This is a genomic window from Nocardia panacis (genome assembly GCF_003598715.1).
In the GTDB taxonomy this organism is placed as follows: Bacteria; Actinomycetota; Actinomycetes; order Mycobacteriales; family Mycobacteriaceae; genus Nocardia; species Nocardia panacis.
Genome location: NZ_QZFU01000016.1, coordinates 260,846 through 279,409 on the forward strand (window position 1 = coordinate 260,846; position 18,564 = coordinate 279,409).

Consider the following 18,564-nt stretch of genomic DNA (forward strand, 5'->3'; position numbering starts at 1 on the left):
GGTATGGACAGGAGGCAGCCAGCGCAACGTCCAAACTTACACCCGTACATACGGGAGTGTCAACATACCACCCGTGCGGCCTCTCACGTGGCGGGCGCGCCGAGGTCGAATTCGCTGGCTGCGCGATGACTCGAGCCGCTTGAAGCCACTGTGACAGTTGCCGCTGTTGTGAATAGCGTGACGTGTCCGAGGAAACTCGTCAAGTGGCGGACGGTCGACCGAGTCAGACGCCGCCACACCCGAGATCGACTGTCCCGCTGGAAGATCACCCCGAAACATCACGGCGTTGGCGGCCGCACCACCGGTCGATCCGGGATCTCGGCGGCCAACCAGTGGCCACCGACCTTCTGCATGCGCACCAAGATCGGTCCGGTGGCGCTCGGCTGGGACTGACCGTCCTTCGTCGCGCTCACCACCAGGTTGACCAGCAGTTCGGCATGGTCGTCGGTGAGCATCGTGACCCCGGTCGGACCCGGTTTGGCGGCGGCGACCACCTTCGCCTGCGCGAGCGCGGTGAAGGTGGTGTCGGCGTACTTGTCGAATTCGGCCAGCATGGCGCCGGTGAGCACCTCGTGCAGCCCGGCCCGGTAGGCGTCGAGATTCTTGGCGTCGGTCGAGTAGATGGTGGTCAGGGCATGCTCGGCGGCGGCCTTGACCTCCTGGGTGGACGCGCTGTCCAGGAAGGCGTGATTGGCGGCGTCCACACCCGGCCGGAAGGCGGCCGCGGTCGCGAAACCGGCGAGCACGATCGCGGCCCCCGACATGATGGCGACGCGGAACCAGGGGTTGCCGGGGCGCGAGGTGGGGGCGGGGGCGGGGGCGGGGGCGGATTTCCGCGCGGCGCGTGGCTCGCGTCCGGCGACGCGGACAGGGCGGCGCTGGGTTGTCTCGGCGGGCCTGCGCTTGGAGGTGACCCGGTTGACCGGTCGGCGTGCAGTCATCGGTTGGGTCCTCCTACGAACCGGGCTTGGGCGCGGCGGGCGGGTTCCCCGGAACAGCGGGCTGCGGCGCTTGATTCGCGGGCGGTGTTCCCTGGTTCGCGGGCGGCGCCGCCGGACTGGCCGGAGCCGCGTCCGCGCCGAGGGGCACCGGATTCTCGAGCGAGGCCACCTGCTCGGCCTTCCAGATATCGCCGACCTTCACCATGTTCAAGCTCCAGGTGTAGCGGTAACTGGCGGGCGGCTGGTCCTTCCTGGTCTCGGTGACCCGCAGCACTACCAGCGCCGCGGCGCGGTCCAGCTCACTGTCCAGTTCGGTCAGCGCCGAGCCGACCACCTTCGAGGTCGTGTTCACCGCGGCCGAGACCATCTCGGCCTCGATCCTCGGCTGATTCTTGGTCGCCGAATCCAGCAGCGCACCCGCCATGGACGAGCGCTGCGTGGCGGTGGTGCCCGGTACATCGGCGAGGTTGGTGGTGGTCATATTCAGCGCGGTCTGCCGGGCGCCGTCCAGCGCGGCCTCGCGCGCGGCGGCGCGCGGACCGTCGGTGAAGAAGGCCGCGCGCGCCCAACCGATACCGAACCAGCAGGCGGCCGCCAGTGCGAGCACGAGCGCGACCCCGACGACGATCGTCGCGACGCGACGCGCGTCGAACGGGCGCGCCGCCGCAGGCACCGGGTCCGGCGGCGCCTCGGCGGTCTTGGTCATATCGATGCTCACGCGAGACACCTAACGTGGTCGGGCCTGGTCACCGCTTCGGTGTGACTCCCATGAGGGTGGCCAACTGGATGGCGATCGGGCTCAGGTTCAGCTTCTCCGGATCTGTCTTCGGCACCGAATCCCACGGCTGGACGATACTGGGATCGGCCAACTCGGCCCGTGCGCCGCCGCGCACCGCCGTGGGATTGCCGAACGGCACGGTGCACTTCGCGTCCTTGTTGAACGGGAAATCGTCGCGGGTGTCGTCGAAATTCGGATCGCGCGCCTTCATCTCGGCCAGGATCCGCTGGGTGCCCTCGTAGCCGACCGTACACGCGGGCGGGTTGTTGGTTTCCAACACCAGGCCGAAATGACTGGTGTTGTCGCCGGGGGCCGTCGCGGACGCGCCGACCGACAACTGCGGCAACATCTGCAGCAGCGGTCGGACCGCGTAGAACTTCGGGGAGATGGCCAGCATGAGCTGACGCAGATTGGTCAGATCCTCGGTCAGTGCGCCACCGCTCTCCTTCAGCAGCGCCTGCACCTGCGCGCCCGCGTCCTTGCCGGTGCCGATGAGCCTGCGAATATCCGGATCGTTGGCGCGCAGTTGCGCGGTGAGCTGGTCGAGTCCGTCGCTGAAGCGGCGGATCGCGTCCGACTGGTCGGCCTGGGCGCCCAGGGCGACCCTGCCGTCACGGATCAACCGAATCGTCTGCGGCAAGGTGTCGTTGAAGGTGGCGGTGAACTTGTTGAGCGAGTCGACGAGGATCTTCAGATCGTCGCCCTTGCCGTCCATCGCCTTGCCCAGTTCGGTGACCGTGGTGTTGAGCGCGTTGAGGTCGACGGTGCTGGTGAAGGTGTCCACACTCTGCACCAGTGTCTGCACCGGCACCGGCGTGGTCGCGCCGTGGATCACCGACCCCTCGCGCAGGTACGGGCCGTTGTCGGTATCCGGTTGCAGGTCCAGGTACTGCTCGCCGACGGCGGATCGGTTGGCCACCACGGCCTTGGCCGTATTCGGGATCCTCGGTGCGTCCGAATTGACGGCGAGATCGATGAGCACGCCATCGGAGGTGAGTTCGACATCGCTGACCCGACCGACCGGAACTCCGCGATAGGTGACCTCCGCGCCCTTGTATATGCCGCCGGTCCGATCCGAAGCCACCTGGACCCGATACTGGCCGAAGCCGAACATCTGCTCCAGCCGGATATAGCGCGCGCCGACGAAGACGACGCCGACCACCGCGATGATCACGAAGGCCACCAACTGCCAGCGAACGAGACGGCTCATCGCGGGGCCACCCCCAACTGCTCCAGAATCCGGCCGAGCGGATCACGCGGCAGCCCCGCCGCCGGGGCCACCGCCATATTCGGTGGCAGCGGCAGCAGCGAGACCGTCGGCCAGCCGGGTCGCGGACCATTGCCGTTGTAGTACGGATTGGACGGATTCACCGGCACCTCGGGACCGGTCGGCGGAATATAGACCGGATCCGGTTTGCCCACACCGAGATTGCTGAGCGTCACCCCGATCTGCAGATCCACCGAGAGCCAGGTGTTCACCGCGCCGCCGAAGGTGCTCTCCAGCGCCGAATCCGGGAACGGGTAGGTGGGGATCAGCGGGAAGGCCGTCACCAGATCCGGTGCGGCCCTACCCAATTCCTGCAGGGTTGGGCGCAGCGAGGTGAGGTCGCGGATCAGGTCGGTCTTGGCGGTCTCGAGGATGTCGAAACCCGCCTGCCCGACCCGGTCCAACTGGCGCAGCAGCCCGATGAACTGCGGGCGCTGCTCGTCGAGAATCTTTATGCCCTTGGGCAGTTCGTCGAGGATCTTGCCGATCTGATCGTTCTGGGCCGCCACCCGCCCGCCCAGGGTGTTGAGACCGTCGAGGGCGGTGGTGATGTCGTCGACCTGCTTGTTGAGGCCGGTCACCAACTGTTCGGTCTGCTCCAGCAGTGAGCGCACCCTGGTCTCGCGACCGCCGAGCGTCTTGTTCAACTCGGTGACGATCGGCGTCAGATTGGCCACGCCGCCGCCATTGAGCAGCAGCGACAGTGCGCCGAGTATCTGTTCGATCTCGGTGGCATGTCTGGTGCGGCTCACCGGGATGGTCGCGCCGTCGCCGAGCTTCTTCGCTTCGGGTTCCTCGGTCGGCCGGACGAGTTCGATGAACTTCTCCCCCAGCAGATTCGTCTGTTTGACCTCGGCACGCGCATTGGCGGGCAGATCGACCGAGGAGTTGACCAGCGCGCGCACGCTGGCCGTCCAGCCGTTGCCCGCCAGGCCGATCGTCTCCACGCGCCCGACCGGAACGCCATCCACCTTGACCGCGGACTGCGGCACCAGATCGAGCACGTCGTCGAATTGGATGTCGAGGTGCATCGGGTGCGCGCCCACATCCGCGCCACCGGGCAGCGGCACGCTGTAGATGCCGTCCGCGGCGCAGCCCGTCAACAGCAACCCGGCCGTGGCCAGTGCCGTAGCGCCCGCCGAAGCGCGTCGAATTCCCTTGCGACACAGCATCTATCGACCACCCCCCTGGGACGGCGGCAACTGATCCGATGGCGTGCCCCCCACCGTGCCCGGCACCGGAGCGCGCTGCTCGTTCTCACCGCTGAGCAACCCGAACGGTAGGATCAGCGTCGGCGTCTTCACTCCGGCGGTGATCTGGTCGGTGATCTCCTTGCAGTGATCCAGAATCGGTCGCATCTGCCTGCCGATGGCCTCGAACTTCGGATCGCCGGGCCGCAACTTGCTCAGGTCGAGCATTCGGCACACCACGCCGAACGGATCCTGCAGATCGGTGAAATTGGCCCGCATATCGAGGGTTCCGGATTCGCCGTTGTGGACATTGATCAGATTGCTCAGCGCCAGCGGCACTACCGGCAGCGCCGCGGCCAACTGATCGCGCTGATCGGCCAGCGTCTTGGTGAGCGCGGTGAGCGCGTCGGCATTGCCGTGCAGGCGATCCCGATTGTCGTCGACGAATCGCGCGACATCGCCGAGCGCCACCGACAGCAGCCGCAGCGCCTCGCCCAGATCCTGACGCTCCGAGGCCAGGAAGCTCGACAGATCGGCCAACTGGGTATTGAAGGTCCGCACCTGCTGATCGTTGTCGGCCAGCATGGTGACGAACTTCTGCAGATTCTTGACGGTATCGAAGATATCGCCCCGCGCGTCGGCGAAATACTTTGCCGCACGTGACAATTGGGTCAGGCTATTGGCCAGCGCCTCCCCGTTGCCGGACAGGTTCGCCGCCGAGGTGCGCAGCAACTGATTCACCGCGCCTCGGGAGTTCGCGCCATTGGGTCCGAGCGCGTCGGACAGTTCGGTGATGCTCTTGTACAACCGGTCCACCTCGACCGGCGTCGCGGTGCGATCGCGCGGAATGGTCGCCGTGCGAGCCATTTTCGGTCCACCCTTGTACACCGGCGTGAGCTGGATATACCGATCGGAGACGATCGACGGGGTGATCTGGGCGGCGCGCGCATCGGCGGGCACATCGTAGGAGCGGTCCACGCTCATGACGACCTTCACCTGATCGCCCACCGGATCGACCGAATCCACCTTGCCCACCGGCACACCCAGGATGCGCACATCCGAACCCTGGTAGATGCCCACGGAGCGATCGAAATACGCGGTGATCGTCGTCGTGGTGAGTCGGTCGAACATCCACCACAGCACCCCGACCGCGACCAACGCGGCCACCAGCACCAGCGCGATGGCCGTCTTCGCGCCGCGTCCCGAATTACGCAGCGCGCCAAGGGGATCCTTGCGCCAGTTCGCCACCTCAGTTACCTCCCACAGTGCGCACCGGCGGCCGGTCGCCGGGCACCTCGGGCAGTGCGGGCGGGATCAGATTGACGATCACCGCGTCGAACCAGCGGCCGGTGCCGAGCACATTGGCGTACAGCCCGTAGAACGGCCCGGCCAATTCGAGCGTCTTGGAGATGTTCTGCTGGTTGGCATTCAACATCTCGATGGATGTCTGCAAATTCTTCAGCGCCGGGCCGATCTGCTGCTCGTTGTCGTGCACCAGCGCGGACAGCTCGGCGGCGACGGTCTTCGCGCCCGAAAGCAACTGCGCGATGGACTGCTGCCGAAAGTTCAGCTCGGTCAACAACTGACCGCCCGAACCGAGCAGCTTCTCGAACTGCGCGCTGCGATCGGCGAGCACCCCGGTGACCCCGCGGGTGGCGGCGAACAGCTTCTTCAACTCCTCGTCGCGCTTGGCCAGCGTCTCCGACAACCGGGCCACGCCATCGATGGAGTTGCGGATCTCCGGCGGCGTGGTCTCGAACGCCTCCGACAGCACCCGCATGCTGTCGGCCAACTGGGCCGTATTGATCTGGTCGATATTCTGGGCGGCATCGCTGAAGGCGTCGATCACGTCGTATGGGGAAACCGTGCGCGACAGCGGAATCGGCGCACTCGGATCGGCAGGTTTGGACCCCTTCGGATCCAGTGCCAGATACTTCTGCCCGAGCAGGGTCTTGATCTGGATGGAGGCCGTGGTCTCATTGCCGATCCAGGCATCCTGGGTGCGGAATTCCACCCGAACCCGATCACCCGCCAGCTTCACCTCCGAGACCGCACCCACCTTCACACCGGCGATGCGCACCTCGTTGCCCTTCTTCAGCCCGGCCGCCTCGGAGAATTCCGCGATGTACTTGGTGCCTGCCCCGATGATCGGCAGCCGATCCAGGAAGAAGGTCGACACCGTCACCAGCAGCACCACGCCGAGTCCGAGAACACCCATGAAGGCGGGGCTGCGCCGCCCCAGCAGTATCCGGTCGTCCATTCAGTGACCTCCCTTACCACTGCAACGCGGCGCGGGGTTGGTGTAAACCGGCTGATTGACCGTCGGCAGGTCGGCGGGCAGGTTGAGCTGCGGCGCCGCGACCGCGCCCGGCCCGACGACGACGTCGATACCGCACAGATAGAACTGGAACCACGACCCGTAACTGGCCGCGCGCCCGAGCCTTTCCATCTTCAGCGGCAGATTCCTCAGCGCCTCGTTCACCTCGTCGCTGCGATCGTTCAGGGTGCCGGTGAGCTGATTCAAACCCGCGATGGACCCCTGCAGCGTCGGACGCACCGGCACCAGCAGGTCGGCGGTGGCCGAGGCCAGGTTGCCCAGGGAGCTCACCGAGCGGCCCACCGTATCGCGCTCGGCAGCCAAACCGCTGACCAGCGCCTCGGTATTGACGATCAACTGGTCGAACTGATCGTCGCGCTTGTTCACCGTATCCAGCACGGTGGTCAGGTTTTTCACCAATTGACCGATGACGGCGTCCTTGTCGGCGATCCGGTTGGTCAGATTCGCCGTGGTGGTCACCAGGTCGTGAATGGTGCCCTGCTCCCCCTGGAAGACCTGCACGATCTCGTAGGAAAGCTTGTTCACATCGTCGGCGGTGAGGGTGCGGAACAGCGGCCGGAACCCGTTGAACAGCGTGGTCAGATTGAGTGCGGGACGGGTCTGCGCCAGCGGAATCGTCGCGCCGCCGTTCAACTTTCGCCCCTGTGCGCCCGCGCCCTGCTCCAGCGCGATATACCGCTGACCGACCAGGTTGCGGTATTTGATGGTGGCGATGGTGGAGGCGGGCAGCCAGTCGCGGTCGGTGATCTCGAAGGCCACCTCCGCCTGCCGCCGATCCACGATCCGCACCGCGGTGACCTTGCCGACTCGCACGCCTGCCACCCGCACCTCGTCGCCCGGATTGAGCGAGGTGACATCGCTGAAGCGGGCCTTGAACGCGGTGCCGCCGCCACTGTAGTTGGCGATGGACAGCCCGAGGAATACCGTCGCCACCACGGTGACCACCAGGAATATGGCGAGTTTGGTCAGCGGCCCGCCCATGCCGCGCAGTAGCTGTCTCATCGCACGCTCACCTCGCTGCCGCGCAGGGCGGGCGCGCCGATCCGGGTGATCCAGGACGGCACGTCGTCCGCCGGAACCCCTTGCGCCGCACCGTAGATGACGCCGAGCGTGTGCTGCTCGAGCGGGGAGCCCACCGAGGTCGGCGCCGCGGCGGGGTAGGCGCTGAACTGCGCGGGCGCGAGTTTGCCCGTCTCCAGATCGCCGGGATTGCGGGAGGGCACCGCGTAAGCGCCGTCATTGTTGGCGCCGCCCGCGTACTGCCCCGGATCGGTGCCCGGTGTCTCCGGCACACACCACGGCCCCCTGGTATCGAGCCAGCGCGGCTCGTCCTGATTGGGCAGGTATTTGCCGCGAGTATTGGTCAGCAGAATGCTCACCCTGGATCCGGGACGATCGGTGCCCTTGCCGAAAATGGCGTCGATGCGCGGCTTCATCTGCGCGAAATTGGCCAGGGCACAGGCATAACTCGGCGAATAGTAGGCCAACTGCTCGAGCAGCGGCCGCGAATCGGCCGCCAGATCGACGATATTGTCGCGGTTGGCCGTCAGGAAATCGGCCGTCGTGGCCGAGGCGGGGGTGAGCACCGTGTAGAGCGCGTCGATATCGGTGCGCCGCTGCACGATGGTGGCATTGGTGGTGCGCAGATTGTCCAGTGCCTCGATCAACTGCGGCAACGCATCCGAATAGGTGGCCGCCACCTTGGCGAAGCTGCGCAGATCCTGCTGGATGTCCGGCATCACGCCATTCAATTCGCGAAAGATGGTGTCCAATTTGTCCACACTCTCGCCGAGGGTGAGCCCCTGCCCCGCGAGGGCCTGCGCCAGCGAACCGAGCGTCTCGGCCAGATCCTGCGGCGGAATCGCCTGCAATACCGGCAGCAAATCGTCGAAGAGCTTGCTCAATTCGATGGAATTGCCGCTCCTGTCCTGTTGCAGGGTGACACCGTCGACCAGTTTGCCATTCGGCGCGTCCGGAATGACCAGATCCACATACCGCTCGCCGAATAGCGTCTTGGGCAGCAACCGGGCGGTGGTGTTCGCCGGAATCTGTTGCGCCTTGGCCGGATCGATCGCGAGATGCAGCGTCACCCGGCCTGCCGCGGTCTCGCTCGAACGCACCTCCCCGACCGAGACGCCGCGCGCCTTCACCTCGGCATTGCGGGTCAGCGCGTTGCCGACCGTATCGGTGATCACGTCCACCCGGACGGTCCGCACGAAATCCTTGTTGTAGATGGCGATCGTCGACCAGATGAAGACCGCCACCACCACGAAGAACACGATCCCGAGCAGCCGCACGCGCAGCTTCTCGGTCGCGCGCCAGGCCTGCACCCCGCTCACCCGGCCACCCGCACCGTCGTCGTGGTGCCCCAAATGGCCAGGCTGAGAAAGAAATCCAGCACGTTGACCAGCACGATCGCCGCGCGCACCGCCCGACCCACCGCCACACCGACCCCCGCAGGACCGCCGGTCGCGTGGAATCCGTAGTAGCAGTGCACCAGGATGATCACGAACGCGAAGATCAGCACCTTGAGGAAGGAATAGAGCACATCCTCCGGTGGCAGGAACAGGCTGAAGTAGTGGTCGTAGGATCCGCTCGACTGCCCGTTGAACCACACGCTGATCTGCCGCGAGGCCAGGTAGGTGCCAAGCAGACCGACGACGTAGAGCGGGATGACCGCGACGAATCCGGCGATCACCCGGCTGGTGACCAGGAATGGGATGCCCGGCACCGCCATCACCTCGAGCGCGTCGATCTCCTCCGAAATCCGCATCGCCCCGAGTTGCGCGGTGAACCCGCACCCCACTGTCGCCGAAAGCGCGAGCGCCGCGACAAGGGGCGCGATCTCGCGGGTGTTGATGTAGGCGGTCAGGAAGCCGGTGAAAACCGAGGTGCCCAGCGCGTCAAGCGCTTTGAAGCCCTGCAGACCGACCACCACGCCGACCGAACCCGACATCACCACGATCACGCCGATGGTGCCGCCGATCACCGCCAGCGCGCCGGAGCCGAAGGTCACCTCGGCCAACAGCCGCATGACCTCCTTGCGATAGTGCACGGCGGTGCGCGGAATCCAGGCGATGGCCCGCGAGTAGAACGCCATCTGCTCGCCCGCCCGATCCACCACTTTCAGCGGCGCGCGCACGATTTCGGCTGCCCGGCGGGTCGTCTTGGCGAGCACCGGGTTTCGGTATGTGGTTGCCACTATGCACCTTTAGCCGGGACGACCTGCAAATACACCAGGGTGAGAACGAGATTGACGAAGAACAGCACCAGGAACGTGATCACCACGGATTGGTTCACCGCGTCACCCACGCCTTTCGGTCCGCCTTTGGGATGCAGCCCCTTGTACGCGGCGATCACACCGGCGATGACCCCGAAGACCAACGCCTTGATCTCACCGATCCACAGGTCGGGCAATTGCGCCAGCGCCGAGAACGAGGCCAGGTACGCGCCCGGCGTCCCGCCCTGCAGCAGCACATTGAAGAAATAGCCGCCCGCGATGCCGACCACCGACACCAGGCCGTTGAGCAGCAGCGCCACCAGCGTCATCCCGAGGACGCGCGGCACCACCAGCTTCTGGATCGGATCAACGCCGAGCACCTCCATGGCGTCGATCTCCTCGCGAATGGTGCGCGAGCCGAGGTCGGCGGCGACCGCCGAGCCGGCCGCGCCCGCGATGATCAGCGCCGTCACCACCGGTGCGGCCTGCTGCACGGTGGCAAGCACACTCGTCGCGCCGGTGAACGATTCCGCGCCGAGCTGTTTGACCAGCGAACCGGTCTGCAGTGCGACGACCGCGCCGAACGGGATGGCGACCAGGGCGCTGGGCAGGATCGAGACACTCGCGATGAACCACGACTGCTCGATGAACTCGCGCAACTGGAACGGCCGGCGAAAGATCTTGCGCACCACGTCGATGAAGAGCGCAAAGATATTGCCGGCCTGGGCAAATCCCGACTCGAGCGGTGTCAGGAGTCGGGCCAGGGTCGAATCCACGATCGCAGATGTTACCGGCTAGTCGGGTTGTTTTGCGTGCTACCACCGGGATATCCCGCGAGGTCACCGCCGTTATAGGCGATTACCTGCGTGTCGTCATTGCTGTCGAGTGAATCGCGAATCGCCGCCTGCGCGGCGGGCGGCAGCGTGTGCATGATCTCGCGGACCCGCTCCTTGCGCCGAATCACGCCCTGCCGGACCGGCATTCCGGGAGTCGCGCGCATCTGCGGAATGATGCCCTCGACCTCCTCCGCGCCGCCGTGATGATGACCCGCGTCGAACATGGCCTGCTCGCGGGCCATGGTGGCCTCGTCCTTCTCCTCGCTCATCCCGATCGGACCCTGCATCCGACCGTTGAGGAACTGCTTGACCACCGGTTCCTCCGAGGTGAGCAGCACCTCGCGCGGGCCGAACATCACCAACTGCCGCCGGAACAGCATGCCGATATTGTCCGGCACGGTGCGGGCCAGATTGATGTTGTGCGTGACGATGAGGATGGTGGCGTCGATCTGGGCGTTGATATCGATGAGCAACTGGCTCAGATACGAGGTGCGCACCGGATCCAGGCCGGAGTCGGGCTCGTCGACCAGGATGATCTGCGGGTCGAGCACCAGCGCGCGGGCCAGTCCGGCGCGCTTGCGCATACCGCCCGAGATCTCGCCGGGCAGTTTGCCTTCCGCGCCGAGCAGACCCGTGAGCTCCAACTTCTCCATGACGATCTGCTTGATCTCGGCTTCGGTCTTCTTGGTGTGCTCGCGCAGCGGGAAGGCCACATTGTCGAACAGATTCATCGAGCCGAACAGCGCGCCGTCCTGGAAAAGCACACCGAACAGCTTGCGAATCTCGTAGAGCTGCTTATTGGTGCAGGTGGTGATGTCGGTGCCGTCGATGAAGATCGAACCGCGCTCCGGGCGCAACAGCCCGATCAGCGATTTGAGGAAGACGGATTTACCGGTGCCGGAGGGGCCGAGCAGCGCGCTCACCTCCCCGGCGGGCAGGGTCAGCGAGACGTCCTGCCAAATGCGCTGGGATCCGAAGGATTTGGTGACACCCTCGGTCCTGACTTCGACGCCCACGCCAACCTCCACATTTCTCAGCGAGCCGACCACCGGGGCAGACCGCGCGGCCGGGTCGGCGGTGTAGCACATCACAGTGGGTGCGGTCACTGTAACCCATGCACTCGAGGCGGCACACCCCCAACTTGACTGAAGAGTAACCACGAATCGGAGGTGCTAATAGGGATTCGGTGTGGTGTCGAGACAAAAACGAGCGGGCGGCTCCCCAAAGGGAACCGCCCGCTCGGCGAGTCGTAATACGCGCGCGGCGAATTACTTGACGGAGACCTTCGCGCCCGCCTCTTCCAGCTTCGCCTTGGCGGCCTCGGCGGCATCCTTGGCAACCTTCTCCAGGATCGCCTTCGGGGCGCCCTCGACCAGGTCCTTGGCTTCCTTCAGGCCCAGGCCGGAGACGATCTCGCGGACCACCTTGATGACCTGGATCTTCTTCTCGCCCGCACCCTCGAGGATGACGTCGAACTCGTCCTGCTCCTCGACGGCCTCGACCGGCGCGGCGCCGACGGCGGCGACGGCGACCGGAGCGGCGGCGGTGACCTCGAACTTCTCCTCGAACTTCTTGACGAAGTCCGACAGCTCCAGCAGGGTCATGTTGCCGAAGGTCTCGAGCAGTTCTTCAACGTTGGCCATTGTTGTGTTCCTTTCGGTAGTGGGTGTCTATGGGATGCGGGCCGAGAATTACTCGGCGCCGCCCTCGGTCCGCTTCTTCTCCTCGAGCGCGGCGGCCAGGCGGGCCACCTGCGATGCGGGAGCGGCGAACAGACCGGCGGCCTTGGCCAGATTGCCCTTCAGGGCACCGGCCAGCTTGGCCAGCAGGACCTCACGGGTTTCCAGGTCGGCGATGCGCTCGACCTCGGCCACGGACAGCGCGGCGCCGTCCATGTAGCCGCCCTTGATGATGAGGGCCTTGTTGTCCTTCGCGAAGGCCTTGATCGCCTTCGCGGCCAGCACCGGCTCGCCGGTGATGAAGCTGATCGCGGTCGGTCCGACGAACAGGTCGTCCAGACCCTCCACGCCCGCCTCGGCGGCGGCGCGCTTGACCAGGGTGTTCTTGGCGACGGAGTACGTGGCGTCGGCACCGAGCGCGCGACGCAGTTCGGTCATCTTGCCGACCGACAGACCGCGATATTCGGTGACCACGGTGGCCGTGGAGCTCTTGAACTGCTCGACGATCTCCGCGACCGCGGTGACCTTCTCAGCTTTTGCCATGCTTCGCCTCCTCTCTGGTGATCGGGTTCGTATTCCAACTACCGACCGTCGATCTCCAGGGCCTTCCGAGGATCCGGCGACAAAACAAACGCCCCGGACGCAAGCGTTCCGGGGCGCACAAGAAACGATGCGGGACGAACCCGTCTCGAATCCCAGCCACGGTCCTGCCTGCGTGGGCCGCCGGCAATGTCGCCGGACCTTCGACCGCACCCTCACGGGAACGGCGACCAACGGTCTTCGGTAGAACGGATTGGGTAGTCGTCAAAACGACAACTGACGCACAGCGTACCCCGCCCCTTCACCCTCTGCCAAAACGGGTCTCATTCGACGCCGGAATCACCATGAGGCAGCTCACATTTCACCATCGACTGTGGCTGAAGTCGCGGAAAGAAAGTGTTACTGGCGGTGACATTTACTGCTTCACTTGCGAAGCATGGCAACCTCCCTAGTCGAGCCACCGGCGCTGCTGGAACGACGATCCCGGCGATACCTCGCCCTGGCCGTGCTGTGCCTGGCCGAACTGCTCGTCGTCCTGGACAACACCATCGTCAATGTGGCGCTGCCCTCCCTCGGAGTGCAGCTGGCCACCGGCGTCAGCGGCCTGCAATGGGTCGTCGACGCCTACACCCTCACCTTCGCGGGCCTGCTGCTGGCCTTCGGCAATCTCGGCGACCGCTACGGGCGACGGCTGGTGATGATCATCGGACTCACAGGCGTCGGCATCATGTCGATGGCAGGCGCACTGGCCCAATCCATGGGCGCGGTCATCGCCGCGCGCGCCGCCATGGGCGTCTTCGCCGCCGCCGTCTTCCCGGCCACCCTCGCGCTGATCATCAATATCTTCACCGAACGCCGCGAACGGGCACTGGCCATCGCCGCGTGGACCGCCATGGCGGGTTTCGCCATCGCCATCGGGCCGATCTCCGGCGGCTGGCTGCTCGAACACTTCTCCTGGGGTTCGGTCTTCTGGATCAATGTGCCGGTGGCCGCCGCGGCCGTATTGGCGGCGCTGCTGTGGGTGCCGCAATCGCGTGCGGCACAGGTGGGTCGGCTCGATCTGCCCGGCATCGCGCTGTCCATCGCCGGTATCACGCTGGTGGTGTGGGCCATTATCGAAGGCCCGCGCTACGGGTGGGGATCGCTGGTCATCCTCGGCGCCGGGTTGCTCGGGATGGTATTGCTCGCCGCCTTCGTCATCTGGGAATTACGCACGGCCGCACCGGTTCTCGATATGCGGCTGTTCCGCGATCGACGCTTCTCGCTGCCCGCGCTTGCCATCGCGATCGGCTACTTCTCCATGTTCGGCTTCCTGTTCCTGATCACCCAGTACTTCCAGGGTGTGCGCGAGTACACGCCGCTCGAATTCGGTATCGCCTCGCTGCCCTTCGCCTTCGCGGTGGGGCTCGGCGCGCCGATCGCCACACTGCTCGCCCACCGATTCGGCGCCACGCCCGTCATCGTGGTCGGCCTGCTCGTCATGGGGCTCGGCTTCTATCTCGGCGGTCAAGTGACGGTAGCGAGCCCATACCTCACCGACGTGCTGCCCTCCATGGTGTCGATGGCGCTCGGTATCGCGATCGTGCAGGGTCCGGCCACCGAATCCATCATGGGCGCATTGCCTTTGGACGAGGCGGGCGCGGGCAGCGCCGTCAATGACACCACCCGCGAGATCGGCGGCACCCTCGGCGTCGCGGTCCTCGGCTCCATCGTCGCCTCCTACTACACCACCACCATCGCCCCGAAAGTCGACGCCATCCCGGCCACCCTCATGACCGAACGGGAAAAGGGTTTCGTCAAATCCAGCCCCCTCGGCGTCCTGGAAATGCGCACCCGACCCCTCCCCGCCTTCCTGGAGTCACAGCGCGAAACCCTCATCACCGCAATGAAATCCGCCGCCCTGCACGGCTCCCACACCGCCTCCTTGGTCGCCGCCGCGGCAGTCCTCGTCTGCGCGGCAGCCGTAGCGATCTTCCTCCCCTGGGGTCCCCCCGAAACCGAATCCATCCTCCTCGGCCGGCGCAAACCCGCAGGCTCGTAGCCGAACTCGACGTCAGCGGCATAAACACTCTGCTCAGAGCAGTTTGACGAACTCGTCCACGGTCATTCCGATCGTTGTCAGGATTCCGCGCAGGGTGCCCTTTGCCATGTCCTTGGATCCATGCACCGGCACCGAAACTACGCGGCCATCGGAATGACCCACGATGTGGTGACTTCCACTAACTCGAACAAGCGACCAGCCAACCTTCTGTAGGGCCCGAATCACCTTGGTAGCGGGCACAGAAGGCACAGGCGGCATCGACTCCCCTTGATGCTTATAAGTTCGAGTGATCAGGCGACTTCGAGGGTCACAGTGATTTCGGGTGGCGGCCCAACGACATCCAACAGCGCGATCAGCCCCGCGCGAAGATCCGCGAGCGCCGCCTCTTGGCTATCGCCCTCACCGAATGCCGCGACGCCGGGACGAAGCGTGGCGGCAGCGCACCACACTCCATCTTCATCCCGCTCCAAGCTGTAAGGAACGTGAACTACGCGGCTCATGGGATCAACTCTACCGGTGGTTCGCACCCTGCCCTACTGACGCCGGCGAACTCCCGCCATCGCGCGACCCATGCGGCATTGCGAATCTCATTCCAGTTACGACCCCTGACCACCTGCGGAATCGAGACGCTTCCTGCCAGAGCCAGAAGATCGGGCACTTCCGCCTGACTGTTCATATCCCTCCCGTCACTATGTCCGAGCCGGGGATGGCCGACGGTGAAATGCCGCGAGGGCGGGAACGCATGATGCGTTCCCGCCCTCGCGGTGTGATTCGCGCTTACGCGTCCTCTTCGAGGAGGTTGCGGGTGCGGTTCGGGTCCACCGGGATGCCCGGTCCGGTGTTCGTGGAAACCGTCACCTTCTTGACGTAGCGGCCCTTGGCGGTGGAGGGCTTGACACGCAGGATCTCGTCCAGCGCGGCGCCGTAGTTCTCCACCAGCTTGGCGTCGTCGAAGGACGCCTTGCCGATCACGAAGTGCAGGTTGGCCTGCTTGTCGACGCGGAAGTTGATCTTGCCGCCCTTGATGTCGTTGACGGCCTTGGTCACATCGGTGGTGACGGTGCCCGTCTTCGGGTTCGGCATCAGACCGCGCGGGCCGAGGACACGCGCGATACGGCCGACCTTGGCCATCTGGTCGGGGGTGGCGATCGCGGCGTCGAAGTCCAGCCAGCCGCCCTGGATCCGCTCGATCAGATCCTCCGCGCCGACGGCGTCCGCACCGGCGGCCTCGGCCTCGGCGGCCTTCTCACCGGCCGCGAACACGATGACGCGGGCAGTCTTACCGGTGCCGTGCGGCAGGTTGACGGTGCCGCGGACCATCTGGTCGGCCTTGCGGGGATCCACACCGAGCCGCACCGCGACCTCGACGGTCGCATCGGTCTTGGTGGTGGCGGTCTCCTTGGCCAGCCGGGTGGCGGCCAGCGGGGAGTAGAGCTTCGTGCGATCGACCTTCTCGGCCGCGGCGAGATACGCCTTGCTTCGCTTTGCCATGATTGTCTGTCCTTAAAGTACTTGGTTCAGAAGTGGTTCACGGGTCTGGCCGACCCTCCCACCTGGTGGTGCGGGACGCGCCTCAGGCCTCGACGGTGATACCCATCGACCGGGCGGTGCCCGCGATGATCTTGGCCGCCTGATCGAGATCGTTGGCGTTCAGATCTTCCATCTTGGTCTTGGCGATCTCACGGACCTGGTCCATGGTCACCTTGGCGACCTTGGTGCGGTGCGGCTCGGCCGAACCCTTCTGCACACCGGCGGCCTTGAGCAGCAGCCGAGCGGCGGGCGGGGTCTTCAACTTGAAGTCGAAGGACCGGTCCTCGTACACCGAGATCTCGACCGGGATGACGTTACCGCGCTGCGACTCGGTCGCCGCGTTGTACGCCTTGCAGAACTCCATGATGTTGACGCCGTGCTGACCGAGCGCCGGACCCACGGGCGGGGCCGGATTCGCCTGACCGGCCTGGATCTGAAGCTTGATGATCCCGGCGAGCTTCTTCTTCTTGGGGGGCATCTTTCGTTCCTAGGTGTGTGTCGTCCTTGCGGTTTGCAAGCTGTTAAATCTTCGCGACCTGCGTGAAGGCCAACTCCACCGGGGTCTCGCGGCCGAAGATCGACACCAGCACCTTGAGTTTCTGCTGTTCGGCGTTGACCTCGGAAATGCTGGCGGGCAGCGTCGCGAAAGGACCGTCCATCACGGTCACCGACTCGCCGACCTCGAAATCGACCTCGATGACCGGCTTGGGGGCCAGATCGGTGGCGGCCTCGGCGTTGGCGGCCTGGGCCGCGGGCTTCTTCTGCTGCTGCGCGGCGGGCACCAGGAACTTCACCACATCGTCGAGCGACAGCGGAGAAGGACGCGAAGTCGCGCCGACGAATCCGGTGACACCGGGGGTGTTGCGCACCGCGCCCCACGACTCGTCGTTGAGTTCCATCCGGACCAGGATGTAGCCGGGCAGCACCTTGCGGTTGACGTGCTTGCGCTGCCCGTTCTTGATCTCGGTGACCTCTTCGGTCGGCACCTCGACCTGGAAGATGTACTCCTCGAGGTCCAGGTTCTGCACGCGGGTCTCGAGGTTGGCCTTCACCTTGTTCTCGTAGCCGGCGTAGGAGTGGATGACATACCAGTCGCCGGGAGCGCGGCGCAGCGCCGCCTTCATCTCGGCTACCGGGTCGGCCGGTTCGGCATCGATCGGGGTGGCCGCGACGGCCGGGTCGATCGGCTGCTCTTCGGTTGGATCCGCTTCGGCCGGATCCGCTTCGACCGGGGCGGGCTCGGCAGCGGACGCGGATTCGGCCACCACGGCGTCGTCTTCGGTCGCGTCATCGGCGGAGGTGGGCTCCACCACCGCGTCATCGACCGGGAACTCGTCGTTTGTGTCGTTCTCCGGGGTGCTCACTGCGGCACTCGCTTCCTGTGTCGTCACGTACATCCTCTGCGTGCCGGGTCGGGCGCTGCGGAGGCAACCGCACGTCCGCCCCGAATCGGCTCACCGGCTTCGGCGTCGAAAAGTCCTAGCCGAACAGCCAGTTGACACCCTTGATGAACGCCAGATCCAACCCGCTGATGTACGCGACCATGAAAATCACGAACACCAGAACAACGCTCGTATAGGTGACCATCTGCTTCCGGTTGGGCCAGATCACCTTGCGCAGTTCGGCGATCACTTCCCGCAGGAATTTGATCAGCCGCTTGAACGGGTTGCCCGTTCCGGTGCGCTTGGCCTTGCCGGCAGTCTTGTCCGCCTTGCGCGAGGAGGTCTCCGGCCGGTCGAGGGTGGCGATCGCGCCGGTCTCGGCGGCCGAGGACGAACGCGTCCGCCGAGCGGACCGCTTGCCGCTCGGGCGAATCGCTGCGGCGGTGTCGTCGCCCTCGTCGGTCGCATGCGCGCCGTGGCGAAGATCCCGCTCGTCGCTCACGCTTGCTCCTCGCTTCGCTCGGCATCGGCGCGGCGTGCTGCGCGATGTGCTCGCTCGCTCACGTCGATCCTTTCTCGTCGCTGGCTTCCAGGGCAGGGGCGACAGGACTTGAACCTGCAACCTGCGGTTTTGGAGACCGCTGCTCTGCCAATTGAGCTACGCCCCTTCGGTTGAACGATCATGCTGTCCAACCACATTCACCTTATTCAATTAGCCGGGCCAAAGCCCCAACAACTGGCTTCACACAATACGCGCGCCGCTCCGGCGGTGACCGGCCCCGTCGGTATCGACCGAAGTCGATACCTGGAACCAGCCCCAAG

The 18,564-nt window shown here is 65.6% G+C and carries 20 protein-coding genes and 1 tRNA gene; 1 reads left to right on the forward strand and 20 read right to left on the reverse strand.

Features of this window, described 5'->3' with window-relative positions:
• Positions 1-278 precede the first annotated feature (278 nt).
• The 13 genes from D5S18_RS09305 to rplJ all read right to left on the reverse strand — a co-directional run bounded on the left by D5S18_RS09305 (position 279) and on the right by rplJ (position 12,792).
• Positions 279-941 carry a hypothetical protein gene (locus D5S18_RS09305; protein WP_120039424.1) on the reverse strand — a complete coding sequence of 221 codons (663 nt, stop codon included), beginning with the start codon at positions 939-941 and terminating at the stop codon, positions 279-281.
• Positions 942-954: 13 nt separating this feature from the next.
• Complete coding sequence (locus D5S18_RS09310) at positions 955-1,659, reverse strand: hypothetical protein (protein ID WP_147403912.1); 705 nt, start codon at positions 1,657-1,659, stop codon at positions 955-957.
• Between the two features lie 28 nt (positions 1,660-1,687).
• Positions 1,688-2,929 (reverse strand): MCE family protein, encoded by a 1,242-nt coding sequence (locus D5S18_RS09315; protein ID WP_120039426.1) that lies wholly within the window; start codon positions 2,927-2,929, stop codon positions 1,688-1,690.
• Positions 2,926-4,158 carry an MCE family protein gene (locus D5S18_RS09320; protein WP_120039427.1) on the reverse strand — a complete coding sequence of 411 codons (1,233 nt, stop codon included), beginning with the start codon at positions 4,156-4,158 and terminating at the stop codon, positions 2,926-2,928. The genes D5S18_RS09315 and D5S18_RS09320 overlap by 4 nt, the downstream gene beginning before the upstream one ends.
• Complete coding sequence (locus tag D5S18_RS09325) at positions 4,159-5,424, reverse strand: MCE family protein (protein ID WP_439651097.1); 1,266 nt, start codon at positions 5,422-5,424, stop codon at positions 4,159-4,161.
• A gap of 1 nt (position 5,425) precedes the next feature.
• The gene (locus D5S18_RS09330; RefSeq protein WP_203236669.1) at positions 5,426-6,436 is read right to left on the reverse strand and encodes an MCE family protein; all 1,011 of its coding nucleotides are present in this window, start codon (positions 6,434-6,436) and stop codon (positions 5,426-5,428) included.
• Complete coding sequence (locus D5S18_RS09335; RefSeq protein WP_203236670.1) at positions 6,437-7,516, reverse strand: MCE family protein; 1,080 nt, start codon at positions 7,514-7,516, stop codon at positions 6,437-6,439. It lies immediately after the preceding gene.
• Positions 7,513-8,853, reverse strand: a complete 1,341-nt coding sequence (locus D5S18_RS09340; RefSeq protein ID WP_120039428.1) for an MCE family protein — start codon at positions 8,851-8,853, stop codon at positions 7,513-7,515. The genes D5S18_RS09335 and D5S18_RS09340 overlap by 4 nt, the downstream gene beginning before the upstream one ends.
• Positions 8,850-9,614 (reverse strand): MlaE family ABC transporter permease, encoded by a 765-nt coding sequence (locus tag D5S18_RS09345; RefSeq protein WP_239003718.1) that lies wholly within the window; start codon positions 9,612-9,614, stop codon positions 8,850-8,852. Before D5S18_RS09345 ends, D5S18_RS09340 begins: the two co-directional genes overlap by 4 nt.
• Before the next feature lie 101 nt (positions 9,615-9,715).
• Positions 9,716-10,510, reverse strand: coding sequence for an MlaE family ABC transporter permease (locus D5S18_RS09350; RefSeq protein ID WP_120039429.1), 795 nt, complete (start codon positions 10,508-10,510; stop codon positions 9,716-9,718).
• Positions 10,511-10,521: 11 nt separating this feature from the next.
• Positions 10,522-11,586, reverse strand: coding sequence for an ABC transporter ATP-binding protein (locus D5S18_RS09355; RefSeq protein WP_203236671.1), 1,065 nt, complete (start codon positions 11,584-11,586; stop codon positions 10,522-10,524).
• A gap of 252 nt (positions 11,587-11,838) precedes the next feature.
• Positions 11,839-12,213: a 50S ribosomal protein L7/L12 gene (gene rplL / locus D5S18_RS09360; RefSeq protein WP_120039431.1), complete on the reverse strand. Its 375-nt coding sequence runs from the start codon at positions 12,211-12,213 to the stop codon at positions 11,839-11,841.
• A 48-nt stretch (positions 12,214-12,261) separates the two neighbouring features.
• On the reverse strand, positions 12,262-12,792 hold the full coding sequence (gene rplJ, locus D5S18_RS09365) for a 50S ribosomal protein L10 (RefSeq protein ID WP_120039432.1): 531 nt from the start codon (positions 12,790-12,792) through the stop codon (positions 12,262-12,264).
• 433 nt (positions 12,793-13,225) lie between these two features.
• On the opposite strand from rplJ, the gene D5S18_RS09370 reads away from it, so the two are divergent.
• Positions 13,226-14,830, forward strand: coding sequence for a DHA2 family efflux MFS transporter permease subunit (locus D5S18_RS09370; protein WP_120039433.1), 1,605 nt, complete (start codon positions 13,226-13,228; stop codon positions 14,828-14,830).
• 33 nt (positions 14,831-14,863) lie between these two features.
• Here D5S18_RS09370 and D5S18_RS09375 read toward each other — a convergent pair whose 3' ends face one another.
• From D5S18_RS09375 to D5S18_RS09405, 7 genes are all read right to left on the reverse strand, one after another.
• The gene (locus tag D5S18_RS09375; protein ID WP_120039434.1) at positions 14,864-15,088 is read right to left on the reverse strand and encodes a type II toxin-antitoxin system HicA family toxin; all 225 of its coding nucleotides are present in this window, start codon (positions 15,086-15,088) and stop codon (positions 14,864-14,866) included.
• 32 nt (positions 15,089-15,120) lie between these two features.
• A complete protein-coding gene (locus D5S18_RS09380) occupies positions 15,121-15,330 on the reverse strand; it encodes a hypothetical protein (RefSeq protein ID WP_120039435.1) in 210 nt (69 codons plus the stop codon).
• A 277-nt stretch (positions 15,331-15,607) separates the two neighbouring features.
• On the reverse strand, positions 15,608-16,321 hold the full coding sequence (gene rplA, locus D5S18_RS09385; protein WP_120039436.1) for a 50S ribosomal protein L1: 714 nt from the start codon (positions 16,319-16,321) through the stop codon (positions 15,608-15,610).
• An 82-nt stretch (positions 16,322-16,403) separates the two neighbouring features.
• Positions 16,404-16,838 (reverse strand): 50S ribosomal protein L11, encoded by a 435-nt coding sequence (gene rplK, locus D5S18_RS09390; RefSeq protein WP_120039437.1) that lies wholly within the window; start codon positions 16,836-16,838, stop codon positions 16,404-16,406.
• Between the two features lie 43 nt (positions 16,839-16,881).
• Complete coding sequence (gene nusG, locus D5S18_RS09395) at positions 16,882-17,724, reverse strand: transcription termination/antitermination protein NusG (protein WP_203236698.1); 843 nt, start codon at positions 17,722-17,724, stop codon at positions 16,882-16,884.
• 115 nt (positions 17,725-17,839) lie between these two features.
• Entirely contained in the window at positions 17,840-18,244 is a 405-nt protein-coding gene (gene secE, locus D5S18_RS09400; RefSeq protein ID WP_120039439.1) for a preprotein translocase subunit SecE, read from the reverse strand.
• Between the two features lie 93 nt (positions 18,245-18,337).
• Positions 18,338-18,410, reverse strand: a tRNA-Trp gene (locus D5S18_RS09405).
• Positions 18,411-18,564: the final 154 nt, after the last annotated feature.